Here is a 22,837-nt window from a genome sequence, read left to right on the forward strand (position 1 = left end):
CTCCTTACGCTTTCTCGATGTTGACCAGAAACGCTTTGTACTCCGGCGTTTGCGAGTTGGAATCGCCGACGTTTGGCGTCAGGGTGTTGGCGATATAGCCTTTCTGCGCCACCCCTTCAAAGCCCCAGTGCAGCGGAATACCCACCGTCTCGACCTGCTGGCCGTGCACGTTCAGCGACTGCAAACGACGGGTCACCACCGCCACCGCGCGAATAAAGCCGCGCTTGCTGCTCACCTTCACGCGATCGCCGTTGGCAATGCCCTTCGCTTTCGCCAGCGTTTCGCTGATCTCCACAAACTGTTCTGGCTGCGCGATAGCGTTAAGCCGCGCGTGCTTGGTCCAGGTGTGGAAATGCTCGGTCAGGCGGTAGGTCGTTCCGACATACGGGAACTTGTCCTTTTTACCTAAACGCAGCACGTCGTCTTCATAGATGCGCACCACCGGGCTGGAGACCACGTTCGGGTGCAGCGGGTTAGTGCCGAGCGGCGTTTCCATTGGCTCGTAGTGTTCCGGGAACGGCCCTTCCGCCAGCTTGTCGATAGCAAACAGACGTCCCAGCCCTTCCGGCTGCATGATAAACGGCCCGGTGTTGCTTCCCGGCGCGGCGGTATTGAAGTCCGGGATATCATTCCCCGTCCACTTCGTGCCGTTCCACTCGATCAGCATGCGTTTCGGATCCCACGGCTTGCCGTTCACGTCGGCGGATGCACGGTTGTACAATACGCGACGGTTCAGCGGCCACGCCCAGGCCCAGCCCAGGGTATTGCCCAGGCCTGACGGGTCGGCGTTATCGCGGTTAGCCATCTGGTTACCCTGCTCCGTCCAGCTGCCGGTGTAGATCCAGCAGGAAGAGGCGGTAGTACCGTCGTCACGCAGCAGCGCGAAGCTGTTCAGCAGCTGGCCTTTCTTCGCCACCAGGTTGCCGTTGGCGTCGTAGAGATCCGCCAGCGCCACGCCGTTGTTCTCTTTCGCGACTTCCTCAGACTCAGGACGATCCGGCTGCTTGTAGTTCCAGCTCATCTTCAGCAGCGGCTCGGCGCCTTTGCCGCCTTCGGTGCGGTACATTTCGCGCAGACGATGGTAAATACCGGCCAGAATTTCGCCGTCATTACGCGCTTCGCCCGGCGCATCCTGCCCTTTCCAGTGCCACTGAAGCCAGCGGCCAGAGTTGGCAATAGAACCATCTTCTTCCGCAAAGCAGGTAGATGGCAGGCGGAAGACCTCGGTCTGGATCGCTGCCGGATCGACATCGTTCGATTCACCATGGTTCTGCCAGAAGGTAGACGTTTCGGTGACCAGCGGATCGATAACCACCATGTACTTCAGCTTGCTCAGGCTGCGAACGACTTTGTTTTTATCCGGGAATGACGCAACCGGGTTAAAGCCCTGACAGATATAACCGGTGACGTCGCCCTTATCCATCATGTTGAAATACTTGATGACGTCATACGCCTGATCCCATTTCGGCAACCACTCAAAGCCCCAGTCGTTTTCCTTCTGCGCCGCGTCGCCGTAGAAGGATTTCATCAGGCTAACGGCAAACTTCGGATAGTTGCTCCAGTAGTTCACCTGATCCGGACGCGTCGCTTTCGGCGTGTTGGCGTCAAGCCAGCTTTGCCAGTCGCTCTGCTTCTCGGACGGCAGCGTCAGGTAGCCCGGCAGGCTGGTTGACAGCAGGCCGAGGTCGGTTAAGCCCTGAATGTTGGAGTGTCCGCGCAGCGCGTTCACGCCGCCGCCAGCCATGCCCATATTGCCGAGCAGCAGCTGGATCATCGCCATGGTGCGGATGTTCTGCGCCCCGACGGTGTGCTGTGTCCAGCCCAGCGCATACAGGAACGTGGTGGTCCTGTCGGCGGCGCTGGTGGAAGCCAGCACTTCACACACCTTCAGGAAATCGGCTTTTGGCGTTCCGCAGATGTTTTCAACAACGTCCGGCGTGTAGCGGGAAACGTGCTGCTTCAGCAAATTCCACACGCAGCGCGGATCGGTCAGGGTGTCGTCGCGTTTCGCGTAGCCGTTTTCGTCGAACTGGTAGTTCCAGGACGATTTATCGTACTGACGTTTTTCCGCGTCATAGCCGCTGAACAGGCCATCTTCAAAGGCGAAATCTTCCCGCACCAGCAGGCTGGCGTTGGTGTAGTGCTTAACGTATTCCGCGTTGATTTTGTTGTTTTCAATCAGATACAGCAGCACGCCGGAAAGGAACGTAATGTCCGTACCGGAGCGGATCGGCGCATAGATATCCGCCACCGATGCCGTACGCGTAAAGCGCGGATCGACGACGATGAGCGTCGCATCGTTGTTATTTTTCGCTTCCATCGCCCAGCGGAAACCCACCGGATGGGCTTCAGCGGCGTTACCGCCCATCACCACCACGACGTTAGCGTTTTTGATATCAACCCAGTGGTTGGTCATCGCACCGCGACCAAATGTTGGAGCAAGACTTGCTACCGTTGGTCCGTGTCAGACGCGCGCCTGGTTATCTACCGCCAGCATGCCAAGGGAGCGCACAAACTTCTGCGTCAGCATGCCGGTTTCATTACTTGCCGCAGACGCGCACAGCATCCCGGTGGAGGTCCAGCGGTTAACCGTGACGCCCTGCTCGTTCTTTTCAATAAAGTTGGCGTCGCGGTCCGCTTTCATCAGTTTTGCAATACGGGAGAAGGCCTCGTCCCAGGAGATGCGCTGCCATTTGTCGGAACCCGGTGCACGGTATTCCGGATAGCGCAGGCGGTTTTCACTGTGAACGTAGTCCAGCAGTCCCGCCCCTTTCGGGCAAAGTGCCCCGCGGCTCACCGGATGATCCGGGTCCCCTTCAATATGATAAATCGCTTCTTTGGCGTTCTTCGCGCCATCACCCAGGCTATACATTAATAGCCCACAACCCACGGAGCAGTATGTGCAGGTGTTACGGATCTCTTTCGCACGCAGCAGTTTATAGTTGCGTGCCTGAGCCAGCGCCATTTTGGGAGCGAATCCCAGCATTGCGGCTGTTGTTCCGGCCATACCGCCCGCGCAGATTTTAAAAAATTGTCTGCGGCTGACGTCCATTGCTGTCCTCGTTATCTGAAAAGACTTCGCGCCGCAAACTAACAGCAAAGCCCCTGTTTTTTTTGCGTCAAATCAAGGTCGCCGAACTTCGCCCCCTTAATAGTCACCGCCGGTATGATTTATTACTCCTTTCGGGTTAACCGCGAAACAGAAAATTCGCCTGGTGAATGGGTTAGATGCTATAAGTTTACCCTTTGATTTTTATAAGACTGGCAGGGTAATGGACAGAAAAAAAGCAACGCTGATTGGTCTGGCGGCCATACTGCTGTGGAGCACCATGGTGGGTCTCATCCGCAGCGTCAGTGAGGGACTGGGCCCGGTGGGGGGCGCAGCGATGATCTACACCGTCAGCGGGTTATTGTGTCTGGCGACGGTAGGTTTCCCGGATATTAAACGGTTTTCGAAAGGCTATCTCATTGCGGGCAGCGCCCTGTTTGTCAGCTATGAAATGTGCCTTGCCCTGTCGCTTGGTTTTGCCGCGACACGCTCGCAGGCAATTGAGGTGGGCATGGTCAACTATCTCTGGCCAAGCCTGACGATTGTGTTCGCCATTTTGTTCAACGGGCAAAAATCCACCCTGTGGGTGATCCCCGGCTTAGCGGTCTCCCTGCTGGGCGTGGGCTGGGTCTTAGGCGGCGAAAACGGGCTGCACGTTCACGACATCATGCACAACATCGTTTCCAGCCCGCTGAGCTACGGGCTGGCATTTGCCGGCGCCTTTATCTGGGCCGCCTACTGCACCGTCACCAGCAGGTATGCCAGAGGGCAAAACGGCATTACCCTATTCGTCCTGCTGACCGCCTTAAGCCTGTGGGTGAAATATGCCCTAAGCGACCAGCCCGATATGGTGTTCAGCGTGCCGGTAGTGGTGAAGCTACTGATGTGCGGCGTTGCTCTTGGCTTCGGCTATGCCGCCTGGAATATTGGGATCCTCCACGGTAACGTGACGGTGCTTGCAGCCGTCTCCTACTTCACCCCGGTACTTTCTGCCGCACTGGCGGCTATTGTGCTGAGCTCGCCGCTTTCATTCTCATTCTGGCAAGGAGCATTAATGGTTTGCGCCGGGTCATTACTGTGCTGGTATGCCACCCGTAAATAGACATTTTATTTCTGGCCGGGGTTGCCATGCCCGGCTATTAATTAACATAAATTTAAAATGTGATCACACTTGAGAATATCATTTATAACATTAGAGAGGGTGACGTATTCCGCTTATATTGCCCTTATGCGCTTTGACTGCGGCGTTAAATTGACAAAAACTGACAACGCCCGTAATTAATTACAGCGAAATATTCCCACCCTATATAGCACAAACTGCAATAGTTTATTTCTGAATGTGTCTATTAAGGACAACTTCCCTGTTTAAAACAACGCCCCCAACATGCTGTTTTAACAGCAATTAAAAATAATTCCACTTAAGTAACGTCATTCTATCGCTCTGAATTAGAAAATAAAGCGTCCGCTATTAAATTATAAGCCGCTAAATTATCATGGCGAGTTAATAAACGTTTTATGTATAAATATTAATCTATTTATCCACATTTACGGCAATTTTTCAGATCGCGATCACACTAATTGAAATTTTCTTTAATATTTTGAAACTTATTATTGAAAGCAGTCTACGGAATTTTAAAAATAGTCTGCCATTGACGATAAGCCTCGTTTAAAAATCGCTCATATGGTTTAGGAAATACCTAATTAAAATTATAAAGGTCAATTAAGATGAAACTTAAATTAGTTGCAGTGGCAGTCACTTCCATGTTGGCAGCAGGCGTTGTTAACGCGGCTGAAGTTTTTAACAAAGACGGTAACAAGCTGGATCTGTACGGTAAAGTTACAGGTCTGCACTATTTCTCTGATGATGCAGGTAGCGACGGCGACAAAACGTATGTTCGTCTGGGTTTCAAAGGTGAAACGCAGATCAACGATCGTCTGACCGGTTACGGCCAGTGGGAATATGAGTTCAAGGGCAACCGCTCTGAAGCTCAGGGTTCCGACGGCAACAAAACCCGTCTGGCCTACGCGGGTCTGAAGTTCGATGAATTCGGTTCTTTCGACTACGGTCGTAACTACGGTGTTGCTTACGACGTTGGCGCATGGACTGACGTTCTGCCAGAATTCGGTGGCGATACCTGGACGCAGACGGACGGCTTCATGACTGGCCGTACCACCGGCGTTGCAACCTACCGTAACACCGACTTCTTCGGTCTGGTCGACGGCCTGAACGTTGCCGCTCAGTACCAGGGTAAAAACGACCGTACTAATATCACCGAATCAAACGGTGACGGCTGGGGTCTGTCTTCTACCTATGAATTCGACGGCTTCGGCGTGGGCGCAACCTACGCGAAATCTGACCGTACTGACCGTCAGGTTCGTGCAGCAAGCAACCTGAACGCAGGCGGCGATAACGCAGAAGTATGGGCAGCGGGACTGAAGTACGATGCGAACAACATCTACCTGGCAACCACCTACTCTGAAACCCGCAACATGACCGCGTTCGGTGACGGCCACGTTGCAAACAAAGCGCAGAACTTTGAAGTTGTAGCACAGTACCAGTTCGACTTCGGCCTGCGTCCGTCCATCGCTTACCTGAAATCCAAAGGTAAAGACATCGGCTCTTACGGCGACCAGGACCTGGTGGAATACATTGATGTTGGCGCGAGCTACTACTTCAACAAAAACATGTCCACCTACGTTGATTACAAAATCAACCTGGTTGATGACAGCCAGTTCACCAAAGATGCCAAAGTGGCAACCGACAACATCGTTGCCGTTGGTCTGACCTACCAGTTCTAAGACAGGTTCGTTATGAAAAGCCAGCCTCTGCGGCTGGCTTTTTTTATGCCTGCTCTCCTGCCTTCGCCAGACTAAACCAGATCCCGACCGCCAGGATCAGCAGCATGCCTCCCGCACTGCCTAACGCGACGCTGTGTGACGTGATAAACGCCGTTTTGGCGGCGTCAATCACCGAGTCAGCGAGGGCTGGCGTCAAATCCTGCGCCACCCTGACCGCTTCGCCGATGGATGACGAGGCCTTATCTACAAGCGACGCGTCCAGCGCCTGCGGCAGCTCAATGGATGCCGAGAAGCTGCGGGTTAACAGCAGACCGAAAATGGCGATCCCCAGACCTGCCCCCAGCTCATAGGACATGGTTTCGATCGCGCCCGCGGCGGCGGCTTTCTCTTTCGGCGCGGCGGCCATGATCGCCGACGTGGAGGCGAGCAGCGCGCTGGCAGCGCTAAAGCCCAGCAGCACCATCAGGCTCCACGCCTGCCACTGTTGCGTACTGAAATCGAGCGTCGACAGGCCGATAAAACTGACCGCGCTTAGCCCCATGCCTCCGGCTGCGACAATGCGCAGCCCCAGACGTCCCACCAGCACGCCGGCAATCGGCCCGCTGAAGCCGCTCGCCACCATCACCGGCAGCATAAACATCCCTGCTTCAAACGGCGTAAAACCATGCACGAACTGCAACTCCTGCGCCATCAGCAGCTCAAAGCCCACCAGCGCAATCATGGCGGTCATCGCCATCACCACGCCGCTTAAAATGATGCGGTGGCAAAACAGGCGCATGTCGATCATCGGCACGCTCGCGCGCAGCTGGATACGGACGAAGACAAACAGCATCGCCGCCCCGGTCAGTAGGGTGCTGGCCACGATCCACGGGGACAGCACCCCTTTCAGGGCCGTTTTTGCGCTGTAAACCAGCAGCAGGATCGCCACAATCAGCATGATCGCATGGCTGATATTCAGCGGCTGCTCTGGCCGTCCCTGCTGAGCAGGCACAAAGCGCGCTGCGAGCGACACCACAATCAGGACAATGGGCACGTTAATCAGGAACACCGATCCCCAGTAAAAGTGTTCCAGCAGCATGCCGCCAATCAGCGGGCCAAACGCCGCCCCGCCCGAGCCCACCGCCGCCCAGACGCCAAGCGCGATATTACGATGCCGCGCGTCGACAAACAGCGTGCGGATGCCCGCAAGCGTGGCCGGGATGATCATCGCCGCGCCAATCGCCAGCGATGCGCGGGCGGCAATCAGCCAGCCCGCCGTAGGTGCGAAGGCCGCCGCCAGCGACGACAGGCCAAACAGCGTACTGCCAATCATCAGCAGGCGCTTGAAGCCAATGCGATCCCCCAGCGCGCCCATGGGCAGCACCATTCCCGCCATCACCAGCGAGTAGATATCAATAATCCACAGCAATTCGTTGCCGCTGGCACCCAGCGTCATGCTCAATGTCGGTGCGGCCACGTGCAGCACCGTCGCGTCAATCGCCACCGGGATATACACCAGCACGATAATCACTAACGCTAACCACTGACGAAACATAAATTTCCTTTTCAGTTAAAAACTGGACACATGTCCAGAATGCGATCCTACGTAAAGTTGAACACTTGTCCAGCTCTTTGTTACACTCGTTGCGTTGCCATTGAGAGTGAGGAAATATGCGTTATCTGAGCAAGGACGAGCGTCGGGAAGAAATATTACACGCTGCGATGCGCGTGGCCCTGTCTGAAGGGCTATCGGCGATGACCGTCCGCCGCATCGCTACCGAAGCGGGCATCTCGACCGGGCAGGTTCATCATCATTTTGCTTCGGCGGGGGAACTCAAAGCGCTGGCGTTTGTACGGCTGATCCGCGATCTGCTGGATGCGGAGGTCGTGGGTGAAAATGCCGGCTGGCGCGAACGCCTGCACGCCATGCTCGGCAGCGATGACGGCGGGTTTGAGCCCTACATTCGCCTGTGGCGCGAAGCCCAGATCCTGGCAAGTCGGGATAGCGACATAAAAGGTGCGTATGTTCTGACCATGGAAATGTGGCACCAGGAGACGGTGGCGATAATTCGTGCCGGGGCGGAGGCCAACGCCTTTACCCTCACCGACCGGCCAGAAAATATTGCCTGGCGCTTAATCGGGCTGGTCTGCGGTCTCGACGGTATTTACGTTTTAAATATGCCGGAAATGGACGATGCGGCATTTAATAAGCAACTGGACAAACTTATCTCCCTCGAATTGTTTTAATACTCCCATCGGAGTATTAATTTCCGCAAAAAGTTACATTTCGTAACACATAAAGCGAACCCTGATTCCCTTTCTAAACTCAGGTATTCGCTTTTTTTATCTATCCTTTCAGATGTATCCCAAAAAATCCAATAACATCTACATACTACCAACAGATATCTGACTGTTTTTAATTGTTTTTTCTCTTAATCTGGTTGAGCAAGAGGGCGATATGTCACAACAAAGTGAGAAAAGTAATCAGCATCTATTGAGTAACTGGAAACCGGAAAACGCGCAATTTTGGGAAAATAAAGGGAAACATATCGCACGAAGAAACCTATGGATTTCCGTTGCTTGTTTACTGCTGGCGTTTTGCGTATGGATGTTATTTAGCGCCGTTGCGGTTAACCTTAATAAAGTCGGATTTAATTTCAGCACCGATCAGCTTTTTATGCTAACGGCATTACCTTCCCTGTCCGGCGCGATATTGCGTGTCCCCTACTCTTTTATGGTTCCGATATTTGGCGGGCGTTACTGGACCGTGCTAAGCACCGTCATTCTGGTGGTTCCCTGCGTCTGGCTTGGTTTCGCCATTCAGAATACCGCCACGCCGTACTGGGTGTTTATCATCATCGCGCTGCTGTGCGGCTTTGCCGGGGCTAACTTTGCCTCCAGCATGGGCAATATCAGCTTCTTCTTCCCGAAAGCCAAACAGGGCAGCGCGCTGGGCATTAATGGCGGGCTGGGTAACCTGGGCGTCAGCGTCATGCAGCTGGTCGCGCCGCTGGTGATTTTCCTGCCAATGTTCACCTTCCTCGGCGTGCACGGCGTGCCGCAGGAAGACGGCTCAACGATGTGGCTGGCGAATGCCGCCTGGATCTGGGTGCCGCTGCTCATTCTGGCCACGATTGCCGCGTTCTTTGGCATGAACGATATCGCCAGCTCGAAAGCGTCCATTGCCAGCCAGTTGCCGGTGCTGAAACGCTTTCACCTGTGGCTGCTGAGCCTGCTGTATCTCGCCACCTTCGGCTCGTTTATCGGCTTCTCGGCGGGCTTTGCCATGCTGTCGAAAACCCAGTTCCCGGACGTTAACATCCTGCATCTCGCCTTCTTCGGCCCGCTGATTGGCGCTCTGGCGCGTTCGGCGGGCGGAATGATCTCCGACCGGCTGGGCGGCGTGCGGGTTACGCTGATCAACTTCGTCTTTATGGCCGTCTTTAGCGCCCTGATCTTCCTGACGCTTCCCGGCTCCGGCTCCGGCAGCTTTATGGCGTTCTATCTGGTCTTTATGGGGCTGTTCCTCACCGCGGGTCTCGGCAGCGGATCGACCTTCCAGATGATTGCAATCATCTTCCGCCAAATCACCCTCGACCGCGTGAAAAAGCAAGGCGGCACCGACGAGCAGGCGCAGCACGAAGCGGTGACGGAAACCGCCGCCGCGCTGGGCTTTATCTCCGCCATCGGCGCGGTGGGTGGATTCTTTATCCCTAAAGCGTTCGGCACATCGCTGGCCATGACCGGTTCGCCGGTTGGGGCCATGAAAGTTTTCCTCGTGTTTTACATCGTCTGCGTGTTCGTCACCTGGCTGGTGTACGGCCGCAAATCCTCAAAAAAATAATAACTACATTTTCGCCGGAGCGTGATGCATCGCCCTCCGGCAATGCTATCGAAGCAGGAGAAATGTCATGAGCAAACTGTTGGACCGCTTCCGTTACTTCAAAACAAAAGGCGACAGTTTCGCCGAGGGGCACGGGCAGGTGTATCACACCAACCGCGACTGGGAGGACAGCTACCGTCAGCGCTGGCAGTTCGACAAAATTGTGCGTTCCACCCACGGCGTGAACTGCACCGGCTCCTGTAGCTGGAAGATTTACGTTAAAAACGGCCTGGTCACCTGGGAAACCCAGCAGACCGACTACCCGCGCACCCGCCCTGACCTGCCTAACCACGAGCCGCGCGGCTGCCCGCGTGGCGCAAGCTACTCCTGGTATCTCTACAGCGCCAACCGTCTTAAGTACCCGCTGGTGCGCCGCAGGCTGATCGAACTCTGGCGCGAGGCGCTGGCGCAGCACAGCGATCCGGTGCTGGCCTGGGACGCCATCCAGAACGATCCGCAAAAGGCACAGAGCTACAGGAAGGTGCGCGGTAAAGGCGGGTTTATCCGCTCGAACTGGAAAGAGCTGAACCAGCTGATTGCCGCCGCCAACGTCTGGACCATCAAACATTACGGCCCGGACCGCGTGGCCGGTTTTTCGCCTATTCCGGCGATGTCGATGGTCTCTTACGCCGCCGGTACGCGCTACCTCTCCCTGCTCGGCGGCACCTGCCTCAGCTTCTACGACTGGTACTGCGATTTGCCGCCCGCGTCGCCGATGACGTGGGGCGAACAGACGGACGTACCGGAATCCGCAGACTGGTACAACTCCAGCTATATCATCGCCTGGGGCTCGAACGTGCCGCAGACGCGTACTCCGGACGCCCACTTCTTTACCGAGGTGCGCTACAAGGGCACCAAGACCGTTGCGATTACGCCGGACTTCTCGGAGGTCGCCAAGCTGAGCGACCAGTGGCTGGCGCCCAAACAGGGCACCGACAGCGCCCTCGCCATGGCGATGGGCCACGTGATCCTCAAAGAGTTCCACCTCGATAACCCGAGCGACTACTTCCTCAACTACTGCCGACGCTACACCGACATGCCGATGCTGGTGCTGCTCGACGAGCAGGCAGACGGCCGCCTGGTGCCGGGCCGGATGCTGCGCGCGTCCGATCTGGCCGACAGGCTGGGGGAAGCCAACAATCCGGAGTGGAAAACTATCGCCTTTAACGTGGCCGGGGATCTGGTGGTGCCAAACGGCTCCATCGGCTTCCGCTGGGGCGAAAAAGGCAAATGGAACCTGGAGTCGCTCGCCGCAGGCCAGGAAACCGAGCTGACGCTTTCCCTGCTCATGACCCACGACAGCGTGGCGGACGTCGCCTTCCCGTACTTTGGCGGCAACGAGAACCCGCACTTCCGCAGCGTGAAGCAGGAGCCGGTGCTGACGCGCCGCGTGCCGAGTAAAACCCTGACGCTGGCCGACGGCAGCCAGAGACGCGTGGTGAGCGTGTACGATCTGGTGCTCGCAAACTACGGCCTCGATCGCGGCCTGGAAGACAGCAACGCCGCGTTAAATTACGCCGAGATTAAGGCCTATACCCCGGCCTGGGGCGAGCAAATTACCGGCGTACCCGCCTACCTGATCGAAAAAATTGCCCGCGAGTTTGCCGACACGGCGCACAAAACCCATGGCCGCTCGATGATCATCCTCGGTGCCGGTGTGAACCACTGGTATCACATGGACATGAACTACCGCGGGATGATCAATATGCTGGTCTTCTGCGGCTGCGTCGGGCAGAGCGGCGGCGGCTGGTCCCACTATGTCGGCCAGGAAAAACTGCGCCCGCAAACCGGCTGGCTGCCGCTGGCCTTCGCGCTGGACTGGAACCGCCCGCCGCGCCAGATGAACAGCACGTCGTACTTCTACAACCACGCCAGCCAGTGGCGCTATGAGAAGCTCACCGCGCAGGAACTGCTCTCCCCGCTCGCGGACGCGTCGAAGTTTACCGGTCACCTGATTGACTTCAACGTTCGCGCCGAGCGCATGGGCTGGCTGCCGTCCGCACCACAGCTCAACCTCAACCCGCTGCACGTGAAGGCCCGCGCCGACGCCGCCGGAATGTCGCCGCAGGATTACACCGTGCACGCGTTAAAAACCGGTGATATCCGCTTCGCCTGCGAACAGCCGGACAACGGCAAGAACCATCCGCGTAACCTTTTCGTCTGGCGTTCAAACCTGCTCGGCTCGTCCGGTAAAGGCCACGAGTATATGCTGAAATACCTGCTCGGCACCGAGAGTGGCATTCAGGGTGAAGATTTAGGCTCAACGGACGACGTGAAGCCTGAAGAGGTCGAGTGGCAGACCGCCGCCATTGAGGGCAAGCTGGACCTGCTGGTGACGCTCGATTTCCGCATGTCCAGCACCTGCCTGTTCTCCGATATCGTCCTGCCTACCGCCACCTGGTATGAAAAAGACGATATGAATACTTCGGACATGCATCCGTTTATTCACCCGCTTTCCGCCGCCGTTGACCCGGCGTGGGAATCACGCAGCGACTGGGAGATCTACAAGGGCATCGCCAAAGTCTTCTCGGAAGTGTGCCTCGGCCACCTTGGCACCGAAACCGACGTGGTGCTTCAGCCGCTACAGCATGACTCTCCGGGGGAGCTGTCGCAGCCGTTTGATATCCTGGACTGGCGCAAAGGGGAATGCGACCTGATCCCCGGCAAAACCGCACCGAATATTGCGGTCGTCGAGCGCAACTATCCGGAAACCTATGAGCGCTTTACGGCTCTTGGGCCGCTGCTGGACAAACTCGGCAACGGCGGGAAAGGCATTTCGTGGAACACGCAGAACGAGGTCGATTTCCTCGGTAAGCTCAACTACGTCAAGCTCGACGGTCCGGCGAAAGGCCGTCCGCGCATCGAAACGGCCATTGACGCCTCCGAGGTGATCCTTGCCCTTGCGCCGGAAACCAACGGTCAGGTGGCGGTCAAAGCCTGGGAAGCGCTCGGCGAACTGACCGGGCGCGACCACACCCATCTGGCGCTAAACAAGGAAGACGAGAAAATTCGCTTCCGCGATATTCAGGCGCAGCCGCGCAAAATCATCTCCAGCCCGACGTGGTCAGGCCTTGAGAGCGAACACGTGTCGTATAATGCGGGCTATACCAACGTGCATGAGCTGATCCCATGGCGCACGCTGTCTGGCCGCCAGCAGCTGTATCAGGATCATACCTGGATGCGCGCCTTCGGGGAGAGCCTGGTGGCCTATCGCCCACCGATTGATACCCGCAGCGTGACCCACATGCGCGAAATCCCGCCGAACGGCTTCCCGGAAAAAGCGCTGAACTTCCTGACGCCGCACCAGAAATGGGGCATTCACTCCACCTACAGCGAAAACCTGCTGATGCAGACCCTGTCGCGCGGGGGGCCCATCGTCTGGATCAGCGAAACCGACGCGCGCGAGCTGGGCATTGAGGACAACGACTGGATCGAAGCCTTTAATGCCAACGGCGCCCTCACCGCCCGCGCGGTGGTCAGCCAGCGCGTGCCGCCGGGCATGACCATGATGTACCACGCCCAGGAGCGCATTCTGAACATCCCGGGCTCGGAAGTGACCGGACGGCGCGGCGGGATCCACAACTCGGTCACCCGCGTCTGCCCAAAACCGACCCATATGATCGGCGGCTATGCGCAGCTGGCCTATAGCTTCAACTATTACGGTACCGTCGGCTCGAACCGCGACGAGTTCATCATGATCCGCAAAATGAAAAACATTAACTGGCTGGACGGCGAAGGTCGGGATCAGGTTCAGGAGGCGAAAAAATGAAAATACGCTCACAGGTTGGCATGGTACTGAATCTCGACAAATGCATTGGCTGCCACACCTGCTCGGTCACCTGCAAGAACGTCTGGACCGGGCGCGAAGGGATGGAGTATGCGTGGTTTAACAACGTGGAGACCAAGCCGGGCATCGGCTATCCGAAAAACTGGGAAGATCAGGACGAGTGGCAAGGCGGCTGGATACGCGGGATCCACGGCAAGCTGACCCCACGCCTCGGCGGCAAAATGGGCGTGCTGTCGAAGATTTTTACCAACCCCGTTCTGCCGCAGATTGACGATTACTACGAACCGTTCACCTTCGATTATCAGGATCTGCACCGCGCGCCGGAAGGCGATCACCTCCCTACCGCCCGCCCGCGCTCGCTGATTGACGGCAAGCGGATGGACAAAATCGTCTGGGGGCCAAACTGGGAGGAGCTGCTGGGCGGCGAGTTCGAAAAGCGCGCCCGCGACCGCAACTTCCAGAAGATCCAGAAAGAGATGTACGGCCAGTTTGAAAACACCTTCATGATGTATCTGCCGCGCCTGTGCGAGCACTGCCTGAACCCGAGCTGCGTGGCCACCTGCCCGAGCGGCGCAATTTACAAGCGCGAAGAGGACGGTATTGTGCTGATCGACCAGGACAAATGCCGCGGCTGGCGCCTGTGCATCAGCGGCTGTCCATACAAGAAAATTTACTTCAACTGGAAGAGCGGCAAGTCCGAGAAATGCATCTTCTGCTATCCGCGCATCGAGTCCGGCCAGCCGACCGTTTGTTCGGAAACCTGCGTCGGTCGCATCCGCTATCTCGGCGTGCTGCTGTATGACGCGGACCGTATTGAAGAGGCCGCCAGCACCGAACATGAGACCGACCTGTATGAGCGCCAGTGCGACGTGTTCCTGGATCCGAACGACCCGGCGGTGATTGAAGAAGCGCTGAAGCAGGGCATCCCACAGAACGTCATCGACGCAGCGCAGCGCTCACCGGTTTATAAAATGGCGATGGACTGGAAGCTCGCCCTGCCGCTGCACCCGGAATACCGCACCCTGCCGATGGTCTGGTACGTGCCGCCGCTATCGCCAATTCAGTCCTACGCGGATGCCGGCGGCCTGCCGCAAAGCGATGGCGTTCTGCCCGCCGTCGAGAGCCTGCGCATCCCGGTGCAGTATCTGGCGAACATGCTCAGCGCGGGCGATACCGGCCCGGTGCTGCGCGCCCTGAAACGCATGATGGCGATGCGTCATTACAAACGCTCCCAGACCGTGGAAGGCGTGACCGACACCCGCGCCATTGAGGAAGTGGGCCTGACCGAAGCGCAGGTTGAGGAGATGTATCGCTACCTGGCTATCGCTAACTACGAAGACCGCTTCGTGATCCCGACCAGCCACCGCGAAATGGCGCGCGACGCCTTCCCGGAAAAAAATGGCTGCGGCTTCACCTTTGGCGACGGCTGCCACGGCTCCGATACCAAGTTCAACCTCTTTAACAGCAGCCGCATCGACGCGATTAACATCACCGAAGTGCGCGATCACGGGGAGGGAGAATAATGCAGATCCTTAAAATCATCGCGCTGCTCATTGAGTATCCCGATGAGCTGCTGTGGGAAAACCGCGAAGAAGCGCTTTCCCTGGTAGAACAGGACGCACCCATGCTGCTGCCCTTCGCGCAGCAGCACCTGAGCGCCCCGCTGCTGGACAAGCAGGCAGAATGGTGCGAGGTGTTTGAACGGGGCCGCGCGACGTCGCTGCTGCTGTTCGAGCACGTTCACGCCGAGTCGCGCGATCGCGGTCAGGCAATGGTCGACCTGATGAGCCAGTATGAGAAAGCCGGGCTGGAGCTGGACTGCCGCGAGCTGCCCGACTACCTGCCGCTCTATCTGGAATATCTCAGCCTCGTCACCGACGACGAGGCGCGTGAAGGTCTGCAAAACGTCGCGCCGATCCTGGCGCTGATTGGAGGTCGCCTTAAGCAGCGCGGCGTGGCGCATTACCAGCTGTTTGACGCCTTGCTGACGATGGCCGGTACGCGGCTTTCCAGCGACAGCGTGGCGAAGCAGGTGTCCGGTGAAAAACGGGATGACACCCGTCAGGCGCTGGATGCCGTGTGGGAAGAAGAACAGGTGAAGTTTATCGAAGACAACGCGACGTCGTGCGACAGTTCGCCGATGCAGCAATATCAACGACGCTTTAGCCAGGACGTCGCGCCGCAGTACGTGGACGTCAGCGCCGGAGGCCCAAAATGACGCATTATCTGAATGTATTTTTCTATGATATTTACCCGTATATCTGCGCCACCGTCTTTTTCCTCGGCAGCTGGCTGCGCTACGACTACGGACAATATACCTGGCGCGCCTCGTCGAGCCAGATGCTCAGCAAGCGCGGTATGAACTGGGGCTCTAACCTGTTTCATATCGGGATTTTGGGGATCTTCTTCGGGCACCTGTTCGGGATGTTAACCCCGCACTGGATGTATGCCTGGTTTTTACCCGTCGCGGTTAAACAGCAGTTAGCCATGATTGCGGGAGGTATTTGCGGCGTACTGACGCTGATTGGTGGGTCAATGCTGCTGATCCGCCGCCTCTTCAACCAGCGGGTGCGCGCGACCTCCACAACGCCGGATATTATCATCATGAGTATCCTGCTGCTTCAGTGCATCCTCGGGCTGTCGACCATTCCTTTCTCCGCTCAGTACCCTGACGGGAGCGAGATGATGAAGCTGGTCGGCTGGGCGCAAGGGATCGTGACGTTCAGGGGGGGCTCATCGGAGATGCTGAGCGGCGTCGCGCCGATCTTCCGGGTTCATCTGGTACTGGGGATGACGATTTTCCTCATCTTCCCGTTCACCCGCCTGGTGCACGTGTGGAGCGCGCCGTTTGAATATTTTACCCGTCGGTACCAGGTGGTGAGATCGCGTCGTTGATTTTGTCGGGTGGCGGCTTCGCCTTACCCGACCTACGGGCCCGGTAAGGCGCAGCCGCCACCGGGCTATTTCCCCGCCTGCGGATGCGTATCAAACCCCGCCATCACCGCCGTTAGTTCTGCCAGCGTAAAGCCGTGCTTCGGATCGTCAACACCCAACCCAAAGCGTTCCCGCATCAGCTGATACAGCGCCTGTGCATCCGGCAAATGGATCTGCTCCTCCACGTGACCGTTCTGCCAGTGGGTGAAGTTGAAGTTGGTCAGCGTCAGCTTGCCCCCGTCCGGCAGGTGGCGACACATCAGCAGATGATGACGAAAATGGGACTGCGGCCAGTGCGCCGACCAGAAGTTTCCCATCACGTAATCGTTGAAGTATTGCGTCCCCAGGTCAAAATGGTACATCGACTGCCAGTGATCGTGATGGCGGAACTGTAATACCCAGTCGTTACCCTCGCTCAGAAGACGGTACATGCCGTGCGGGGTTTCCTGCTCCTCGTTGGCGATCAAACGAATCGGTGCCGTCAACGTTTGTCCGCCAAATCCCACATCGGCGATCCAGCGTTCGCCGTTCAGCTCTATCAGCAGCAGCCGATGCGTGCGCGGCGGCATCTGGGACGGATTTGCCAGCACGACCCGCCCCAGCACGCTGCGCACGGTAAACCCGACTTCGCGCAGTACTCGCTCGAACAGACCGTTTTGCTCGAAGCAATATCCCCCGCGTCGCGCCGTCACCAGCTTGTCGACCAGACATTGATCTTCAAGATGGATTTCGCGCGGCAGAACGACGTCAATATTTTCGAACGGGATCGCACAGTTGTGGTGTAAATGCAGCCCCCGCAGGGTATCGATATCAACCTGTACGGGCTGCTGCCAGCCCGTGCGGGCGAAATAAGCACTCAGAAATGGGGACATGGTCTGCTCCAGAATGGGATATTCCCTGTTTATAAACTAATTTGCCTAATGCATATGCGCAAAAGTGCTTTTTCGTCATACTCATCGTGTACATGAGGAGATCCTATGAGCCATTTTCGCCCCGTTGAATTACGCCATGCCAGCCGTCTTCTGAATCACGGGCCCACCGTGCTTATTACCAGTCGGGATGAAACGATAGACAGACGCAACGTTATGGCCGCCGCATGGTCCATGCCGGTGGAATTTGAACCGCCTCGCATCGCGATTGTGGTGGACAAAAGCGCCTGGTCGCGAGAGCTGATCGAGCACAGCGGTAAATTCGGCATCGTTATCCCGGGCGTGGCGGCAGCGAACTGGACCTACGCGGTCGGCAGCGTCAGCGGACGCGACGAGGATAAATTTAACTGCTACGGTATCCCGGTTATTTATGGTCCTGAACTTGGCCTGCCGGTTATAGAAGATAAATGTCTGGCGTGGATGGAGTGTCGGTTATTACCTGTCACTTCTGCGGCAGAAAAATATGACACCCTGTTTGGGGAGGTCGTTTCCGCCGCGGCGGATGAGCGCGCTTTTGTGGCCGGACGCTGGCAGTTTGACGAGGATAAGCTGAATACGTTGCATCATCTGGGGGCGGGCACGTTTGTGACGAGTGGGAAGATGGTGAAGGCGCTGGATTGATTTACATAATCATATCAAACGTTACATGGTCTACCATTTTCCTACAAAAATCATGTTAGAACCGAATAACGACAACCAGATGTTCCTGACCTCTCATACTGACTGTACATAAAATCCCCGGCATTGTACCGGGGTCAAACTCAGCGTCTTTTAAACATTAACGCCGTGTTGAGAGGCAAGCGCAGACAGGCCACCGGCAAAACCCTGACCGACAGCTTTAAACTTCCACTCAGCGCCATGGCGATACAGTTCACCGAAGACCATAGCGGTTTCGGTTGAGGCGTCTTCAGACAGATCGAAACGGGCAATTTCAGCTCCGTTGTCGTTGTTGTAAACGCGCATGAAGCTATTGCACACCATGCCAAAATTTTGTTTACGCGCTTCTGCATCATAGATGGTAACGGCAAACACCAGTTTTTTAATGTCTGGTGAAACTTTAGTCAGATCGATTTTGACCTTTTCATCGTCACCGTCGCCTTCACCAGTAAGGTTGTCGCCCTGGTGTTCTACCGCGCCATCAGGGCTGGTTTTGTTATTGAAGAATATGAAATGGGCATCTGACAGTACTTTGCCGTCTTCGCCAACTGCGAACACGGAAGCGTCCAGATCAAAAGCTTGACCATCAGTTAAACGGGCGTCCCAGCCCAGACCAACCATAGCGACGTTCATGGTTGGTGCTTCTTTGGTCAGAGAAACGTTGCCGCCTTTTACGAGAGAAACTGCCATTTTTAGCTCCTGCAAACAGTTGAATGAGGCTGAATTAACAGCCCCGGATATGAAAACTACTTTTCGATCAAGACGCGTTAATACCGTACTGAGCACATACAGTTGCCAAACCACCAGCATAGCCCTGTCCCACTGCGCGGAATTTCCACTCGCCATTGTGGCGATACAGCTCGCCGAACAGCATGGCGGTTTCCGTCGACGCGTCTTCGGTCAGATCGTAGCGAGCAACTTCAGTCTGATTATCGTCATTAACCAGGCGGATAAACGCACCGGATACCTGACCAAAGCTCTGGCGACGAGCCTGGGCATCATGGATCGTCACAACGAAGATGATCTTGTCAACGTCAGACGGGACGGCGTCCAGTTTGATTTTCAGCGATTCATCATCACCATCGCCTTCACCGGTACGGTTATCGCCGGTATGTGTTACGGAACCATTTGATGACGTCAGGTTGTTATAGAAGATGAAATCTGTATCGCCGCGCACTTTACCGTTAGCGGCCAGAAGGAATGCTGAAGCATCCAGGTCAAAGTCCTGACCGTCAGTTGAACGCGCATCCCAGCCAAGGCCAACAAGGACATTCTTCATTGACGGTGCTGCTTTACTGAGGGAGACGTTTCCGCCTTTAGAAAGAGAAACACTCATAAAATTACCTCTTCGATTAGTCATTGTTCTGGTTAAGTCTTCAGGGAATTAGCTCCCCTTTTCCTCAGATTCAGGTTTGACCGGGAACGTGACGCTTGCAACGATACCCAGTGCCAGGACGCCCAGTACAACATAGAGGCTGGTTGTCGCCGCGATGCTGTAACCATGATGCCAAATGTGATCGGTCGCATTCAGACCCAGTTTTGCCGCAATGAAAAAGAGCAGTACGATAACGGCCTTCTCCAGATGAACCAGATACTGTTTCAGTGCTTCAAGGACAAAGTACAGAGTGCGCAGACCCAGGATGGCAAACATCATGGCGCTATAGACGATAAGCGGTTCACGGCTGACAGCAATAATTGCCGGTACCGAGTCAAACGCGAACATAACATCCGAGAGCTCGACAACGGCCACACAAAGGAATAGCGGAGTGGCATACAGTGCGGCCTTTTTACCACGCCCGATGCTCACATCGCTGTTTTCCGGCTTTGTCAGTTCGACATCCACTTCCTTCTGATTAAGCAGGAAAGCATGACCTTTGAGCTTCGGCCAGACAGGAAAGAAGCGTGTAACCATGCGGTAAGCAAGATGCTGGGAGTAATCCTCAATTTCATCGTCATCATCAGCGCTTTTAAGCATCATGACCGCTGTCCAGGCAACGATGATAGCGAAGACGACTTCAACATACGGCCCCAGACTCAGCAGACTTGTACCGATCGCGACAAAGATGCCCCTGAAGACAATGGCACCAATGACTCCCCAGTAGAGGACGCGGTGGCGGTAACGATCCGGAACGGCGAACCAGGAGAAAATGGCCATCATGACAAACAGGTTGTCAACGGACAGCACTTTCTCCAGCGCATAACCTGTCACAAACAGACTGGCAACTTCAGCACCGTGGTGGATGTAAAGGAAACCGGCAAATGCCATCGCAACCACGACCCAGAATACGGACCATAACGCCGCACTCATCAGGGAGATTGGCTTATCATTACGGTGCATAAACAGATCAATAAAGATGGCACCGACTGAAAGCGCAATGAAAACAATGACTGTTTCAGCCGGGAAGCCGATGTGTGTTGAAACCATAATTTACCCTTAGGGATGTAGATCAGAGACCAAATTCAGCCGGGTCGAAACCTAACGCGATAGCGATCTCTCGGGAGGCCAGCTTTTCATCCTGATCGAAGTTACCGTCACTCTTAGCAACGGCAATACCAACGCGTAAGGCTAGCTGAGCGGCCTCGGGCTGATCTTTCAACGCCAGGATGTATTTCATGGTTTCGCCCTTGCCGATTTCCATATCGAAATCAAAGCTTGAAACCAGTTTATTGAAGAACTCAATCACCTCGTTGGTATCGAAGACCTTTAGCTCTTCCGAAGATCGCAAAAAGCCCATCATTTTCTGCTTTTCTTCTGCGCTCACGCCGTCACTCGATACGGCAATACGTGCGCAGACAGCAACGGTGCCGTGCATAAATTTTTTGTTTTTGAAACGGCCAACCTGGCGCGTCAGTTCGTCCCGACCGGTATTAATGGCACCTTTAACTTTGTCAAAAAAGCTCATACCTGTTTCCTTTGTTGCTGTATTATTTAGAACCCGCGCGCCAGCGAAATCCCCAACCAAAAGCACGGTCCATTTCGTTCTGGCCTTTAAAGTACTGGTTGATGCGCTCGACTTTAATCGCGCCGTTTTCGTTGACGAGTCTGGCAATAGCGCACAATGTGCGACGGTTTTCACCTTCTGTGAGGCGGGTCTCAATGGGAGGTTGATCCGGAACGTGAATGGTGACCACACCATCAGTTTTGTCCCATCCAGGAACACCTTCATAAATAAAGGCATATATCAGCACTTCACGGATATGCTTCCATTCACGGCCATTGATATGCAGCCACTCGCCGTCTGACATATCACCCGTCCGGTCATCCCCCTTGAGCTGAACGTAAGGCTCATCCCGGAAGTCACCGAAAGCATTCCCCAGCGCCTGAATAACCGACTTATAACCGTTCTGAAGCGCAACAAAAGCCCCTAGATCCAAGTCAATACCTCTGGAGCCGAACATGCCTGCAAAGCCTGATTTGCTGCTCCCACGGTGCCAGTTCAGGTTTATCCGGATTTCGCCGAAGTTATCCCTTTTGGTCAGGCTGATTGCAGGCTTCTCTTTTGTCAGCGATACCTTGCTCAGGCTAAATTTTTTCTCAGCTGGCGGAGGTGTTACTACAGGAGGAGTTGGTGCAGCGGGAGATGGCTCGTCGGCAATATTTACGCCGAAATGTTCTGCCAGTGGTTTAAGTCCACCATTAAAACCTTGAGCAACAAAACGGAATTTCCAGTCCTGGTTACGACGGTAAAATTCACCAAGAATTAAGGCTGCTTCCTGACGCCCGCTCAGTTCAACAGTGCCGCTAACCAGGCCGGTAGCCCCCTGCTCAACGTCAATGGAAAGATTACGAAGACCAGATATTGTCTGCCCGCCGTCACAGGTTACTGTGAACGCCATTTTCTGGACATCAGGTTTCAGCCGGTTGAGCGCGACAGCAAATGTTGAGTAGTGGCCATCACTGACCAGGCTGACGGTGCCATCATCGTTACGTGTCTGACCATAGAACACCATGTCTGCATCACCCTGCACCTTTCCGTCTGCATACAGGCGAAACGCCGAAGCATCTACCTGACCGCCCGAGGTGATCCGGACGCGCAATTCCTGGGATGGAACGGGGGCATTGCCCCCCGGCGTCAGGTTCATTAACGGATAACTGCTGAAACGATATCGGAGTGCATATCGTCGATTGTACGTCCGCGACAGGCATGACCAAGGGCGGTAAAGTCCCAGTTGCCGTTATTACGGCGCAGGGAAGAAATAACGATCCCGGTATGTGCTCCCTGCTCTGTCAGCTTATAGCGAGCCAGCTCTTTGCCGGTTTGATCGACCACGCGGCAGAACGCATTATCGACGTCATTGAATGATTGTCCTCTGAAGCTGTTAACCGTAAACGCTAAATATTCAACGATTGCTGGCAGTCGGGTGAGATCGACTTTGATCACTTCATCGTCGCCGTCTCCTTCACCGGTCAGATTATCGCCACTGTGAACAACAGCGCCGCAAGTGGATTTCAGTTTGCGGAACCAGATGGTGTCCACTCTATTTCCGGTGCTGTCCATTAATACGCAACCAGCATCGAGATCGATTGAGTCGTTGCTACCTATTAATCCGCTAAGAAATCCTATTTTCTTAATCGGATCCCAACCGAGACCGAATTGAAGTCTGCTTAATGAAGAAGATTCTTTACTGAGTGAAACCGTCTGGTTTTTACTTAATGAAACCATGCTTAATTCCTTGAATGGCAATAACCAAGACAACAAAATGTATATTCGAAAATCGCGAAAGAGAATATCACGATGAAATTTCCGTTCAAGTAGGATTTGCGCATTTTAAGTTTACACTTCGATTCTTATATAATAAAAAATTAGCACATTCAAAAT

18 protein-coding genes are annotated in these 22,837 nt (G+C 55.3%); 9 read left to right on the plus strand and 9 right to left on the minus strand.

Annotated features, from left to right (window positions below; all coding sequences use genetic code 11):
• Nucleotides 1–4: 4 nt before the first annotated feature.
• Nucleotides 5–3,052 (minus strand): formate dehydrogenase-N subunit alpha, encoded by a 3,048-nt coding sequence (gene fdnG, locus N5C09_RS01075; protein WP_193033690.1) that lies wholly within the window; start codon nucleotides 3,050–3,052, stop codon nucleotides 5–7.
• A gap of 220 nt (nucleotides 3,053–3,272) precedes the next feature.
• Here fdnG and yddG point away from each other — a divergent pair, with 220 nt between their 5' ends.
• Together yddG and ompC are read left to right on the plus strand one after the other, a co-directional pair.
• Nucleotides 3,273–4,151: an aromatic amino acid DMT transporter YddG gene (gene yddG / locus N5C09_RS01080; RefSeq protein WP_279748265.1), complete on the plus strand. Its 879-nt coding sequence runs from the start codon at nucleotides 3,273–3,275 to the stop codon at nucleotides 4,149–4,151.
• 623 nt (nucleotides 4,152–4,774) lie between these two features.
• The gene (gene ompC, locus N5C09_RS01085) at nucleotides 4,775–5,848 is read left to right on the plus strand and encodes a porin OmpC (RefSeq protein ID WP_063866659.1); all 1,074 of its coding nucleotides are present in this window, start codon (nucleotides 4,775–4,777) and stop codon (nucleotides 5,846–5,848) included.
• 43 nt (nucleotides 5,849–5,891) lie between these two features.
• Here ompC and N5C09_RS01090 read toward each other — a convergent pair whose 3' ends face one another.
• Nucleotides 5,892–7,382, minus strand: a complete 1,491-nt coding sequence (locus tag N5C09_RS01090; RefSeq protein ID WP_279748266.1) for an MFS transporter — start codon at nucleotides 7,380–7,382, stop codon at nucleotides 5,892–5,894.
• A gap of 116 nt (nucleotides 7,383–7,498) precedes the next feature.
• Here N5C09_RS01090 and N5C09_RS01095 point away from each other — a divergent pair, with 116 nt between their 5' ends.
• The 6 genes from N5C09_RS01095 to narI all read left to right on the plus strand — a co-directional run bounded on the left by N5C09_RS01095 (nucleotide 7,499) and on the right by narI (nucleotide 16,392).
• Nucleotides 7,499–8,074 (plus strand): TetR family transcriptional regulator, encoded by a 576-nt coding sequence (locus tag N5C09_RS01095; RefSeq protein ID WP_279748267.1) that lies wholly within the window; start codon nucleotides 7,499–7,501, stop codon nucleotides 8,072–8,074.
• A gap of 211 nt (nucleotides 8,075–8,285) precedes the next feature.
• Entirely contained in the window at nucleotides 8,286–9,671 is a 1,386-nt protein-coding gene (locus N5C09_RS01100) for a NarK family nitrate/nitrite MFS transporter (protein WP_063451251.1), read from the plus strand.
• A 67-nt stretch (nucleotides 9,672–9,738) separates the two neighbouring features.
• Nucleotides 9,739–13,479: a nitrate reductase subunit alpha gene (locus N5C09_RS01105; protein ID WP_279748268.1), complete on the plus strand. Its 3,741-nt coding sequence runs from the start codon at nucleotides 9,739–9,741 to the stop codon at nucleotides 13,477–13,479.
• Complete coding sequence (gene narH / locus N5C09_RS01110) at nucleotides 13,476–15,020, plus strand: nitrate reductase subunit beta (RefSeq protein ID WP_279748269.1); 1,545 nt, start codon at nucleotides 13,476–13,478, stop codon at nucleotides 15,018–15,020. Before N5C09_RS01105 ends, narH begins: the two co-directional genes overlap by 4 nt.
• Complete coding sequence (gene narW, locus N5C09_RS01115; RefSeq protein ID WP_063866655.1) at nucleotides 15,020–15,715, plus strand: nitrate reductase molybdenum cofactor assembly chaperone; 696 nt, start codon at nucleotides 15,020–15,022, stop codon at nucleotides 15,713–15,715. The genes narH and narW overlap by 1 nt, the downstream gene beginning before the upstream one ends.
• Entirely contained in the window at nucleotides 15,712–16,392 is a 681-nt protein-coding gene (narI, locus tag N5C09_RS01120; protein WP_063451247.1) for a respiratory nitrate reductase subunit gamma, read from the plus strand. The genes narW and narI overlap by 4 nt, the downstream gene beginning before the upstream one ends.
• A gap of 65 nt (nucleotides 16,393–16,457) precedes the next feature.
• On the opposite strand, the gene nhoA is transcribed toward narI, so the two are convergent.
• Nucleotides 16,458–17,303, minus strand: coding sequence for an N-hydroxyarylamine O-acetyltransferase (gene nhoA / locus N5C09_RS01125; protein WP_279748270.1), 846 nt, complete (start codon nucleotides 17,301–17,303; stop codon nucleotides 16,458–16,460).
• A gap of 105 nt (nucleotides 17,304–17,408) precedes the next feature.
• Between nhoA and N5C09_RS01130 the strand changes: the two genes are divergently transcribed.
• Entirely contained in the window at nucleotides 17,409–17,981 is a 573-nt protein-coding gene (locus N5C09_RS01130) for a flavin reductase family protein (RefSeq protein ID WP_279748271.1), read from the plus strand.
• Nucleotides 17,982–18,131: 150 nt separating this feature from the next.
• On the opposite strand, the gene N5C09_RS01135 is transcribed toward N5C09_RS01130, so the two are convergent.
• From N5C09_RS01135 to N5C09_RS01160, 6 genes are all read right to left on the minus strand, one after another.
• Entirely contained in the window at nucleotides 18,132–18,707 is a 576-nt protein-coding gene (locus N5C09_RS01135) for a TerD family protein (protein ID WP_279748272.1), read from the minus strand.
• 67 nt (nucleotides 18,708–18,774) lie between these two features.
• Nucleotides 18,775–19,353 carry a tellurium resistance membrane protein TerD gene (terD, locus tag N5C09_RS01140; RefSeq protein WP_203464746.1) on the minus strand — a complete coding sequence of 193 codons (579 nt, stop codon included), beginning with the start codon at nucleotides 19,351–19,353 and terminating at the stop codon, nucleotides 18,775–18,777.
• A 48-nt stretch (nucleotides 19,354–19,401) separates the two neighbouring features.
• Complete coding sequence (gene terC / locus N5C09_RS01145; protein ID WP_279748273.1) at nucleotides 19,402–20,442, minus strand: tellurium resistance membrane protein TerC; 1,041 nt, start codon at nucleotides 20,440–20,442, stop codon at nucleotides 19,402–19,404.
• Between the two features lie 22 nt (nucleotides 20,443–20,464).
• On the minus strand, nucleotides 20,465–20,920 hold the full coding sequence (locus N5C09_RS01150; protein ID WP_203464748.1) for a tellurite resistance TerB family protein: 456 nt from the start codon (nucleotides 20,918–20,920) through the stop codon (nucleotides 20,465–20,467).
• A gap of 22 nt (nucleotides 20,921–20,942) precedes the next feature.
• Nucleotides 20,943–22,100 carry a TerD family protein gene (locus N5C09_RS01155; RefSeq protein ID WP_279748274.1) on the minus strand — a complete coding sequence of 386 codons (1,158 nt, stop codon included), beginning with the start codon at nucleotides 22,098–22,100 and terminating at the stop codon, nucleotides 20,943–20,945.
• Nucleotides 22,100–22,681 carry a tellurium resistance TerZ family protein gene (locus tag N5C09_RS01160; RefSeq protein ID WP_279748275.1) on the minus strand — a complete coding sequence of 194 codons (582 nt, stop codon included), beginning with the start codon at nucleotides 22,679–22,681 and terminating at the stop codon, nucleotides 22,100–22,102. The genes N5C09_RS01155 and N5C09_RS01160 overlap by 1 nt, the downstream gene beginning before the upstream one ends.
• Nucleotides 22,682–22,837: the final 156 nt, after the last annotated feature.

Origin of the sequence: Enterobacter sp. GD03975 (assembly GCF_029838645.1) — a bacterium.
Taxonomy (GTDB): domain Bacteria; phylum Pseudomonadota; class Gammaproteobacteria; order Enterobacterales; family Enterobacteriaceae; genus Enterobacter; species Enterobacter quasihormaechei.

Bases quoted from the DNA above. Each gene is read 5' to 3' on its own strand.
- N5C09_RS01130 (WP_279748271.1), top strand. From the start codon at position 17,409: ATGAGCCATTTTCGCCCCGTTGAATTACGCCATGCCAGCCGTCTTCTG.
- narH (WP_279748269.1), top strand. From the start codon at position 13,476: ATGAAAATACGCTCACAGGTTGGCATGGTACTGAATCTCGACAAATGC.
- narW (WP_063866655.1), top strand. From the start codon at position 15,020: ATGCAGATCCTTAAAATCATCGCGCTGCTCATTGAGTATCCCGATGAG.
- N5C09_RS01105 (WP_279748268.1), top strand. From the start codon at position 9,739: ATGAGCAAACTGTTGGACCGCTTCCGTTACTTCAAAACAAAAGGCGAC.
- terD (WP_203464746.1), bottom strand. From the start codon at position 19,353: ATGAGTGTTTCTCTTTCTAAAGGCGGAAACGTCTCCCTCAGTAAAGCA.
- N5C09_RS01155 (WP_279748274.1), bottom strand. From the start codon at position 22,100: ATGAACCTGACGCCGGGGGGCAATGCCCCCGTTCCATCCCAGGAATTG.
- narI (WP_063451247.1), top strand. From the start codon at position 15,712: ATGACGCATTATCTGAATGTATTTTTCTATGATATTTACCCGTATATC.
- N5C09_RS01090 (WP_279748266.1), bottom strand. From the start codon at position 7,382: ATGTTTCGTCAGTGGTTAGCGTTAGTGATTATCGTGCTGGTGTATATC.
- nhoA (WP_279748270.1), bottom strand. From the start codon at position 17,303: ATGTCCCCATTTCTGAGTGCTTATTTCGCCCGCACGGGCTGGCAGCAG.
- N5C09_RS01135 (WP_279748272.1), bottom strand. From the start codon at position 18,707: ATGGCAGTTTCTCTCGTAAAAGGCGGCAACGTTTCTCTGACCAAAGAA.
- terC (WP_279748273.1), bottom strand. From the start codon at position 20,442: ATGGTTTCAACACACATCGGCTTCCCGGCTGAAACAGTCATTGTTTTC.
- ompC (WP_063866659.1), top strand. From the start codon at position 4,775: ATGAAACTTAAATTAGTTGCAGTGGCAGTCACTTCCATGTTGGCAGCA.
- N5C09_RS01095 (WP_279748267.1), top strand. From the start codon at position 7,499: ATGCGTTATCTGAGCAAGGACGAGCGTCGGGAAGAAATATTACACGCT.
- yddG (WP_279748265.1), top strand. From the start codon at position 3,273: ATGGACAGAAAAAAAGCAACGCTGATTGGTCTGGCGGCCATACTGCTG.
- N5C09_RS01150 (WP_203464748.1), bottom strand. From the start codon at position 20,920: ATGAGCTTTTTTGACAAAGTTAAAGGTGCCATTAATACCGGTCGGGAC.
- N5C09_RS01100 (WP_063451251.1), top strand. From the start codon at position 8,286: ATGTCACAACAAAGTGAGAAAAGTAATCAGCATCTATTGAGTAACTGG.
- N5C09_RS01160 (WP_279748275.1), bottom strand. From the start codon at position 22,681: ATGGTTTCATTAAGTAAAAACCAGACGGTTTCACTCAGTAAAGAATCT.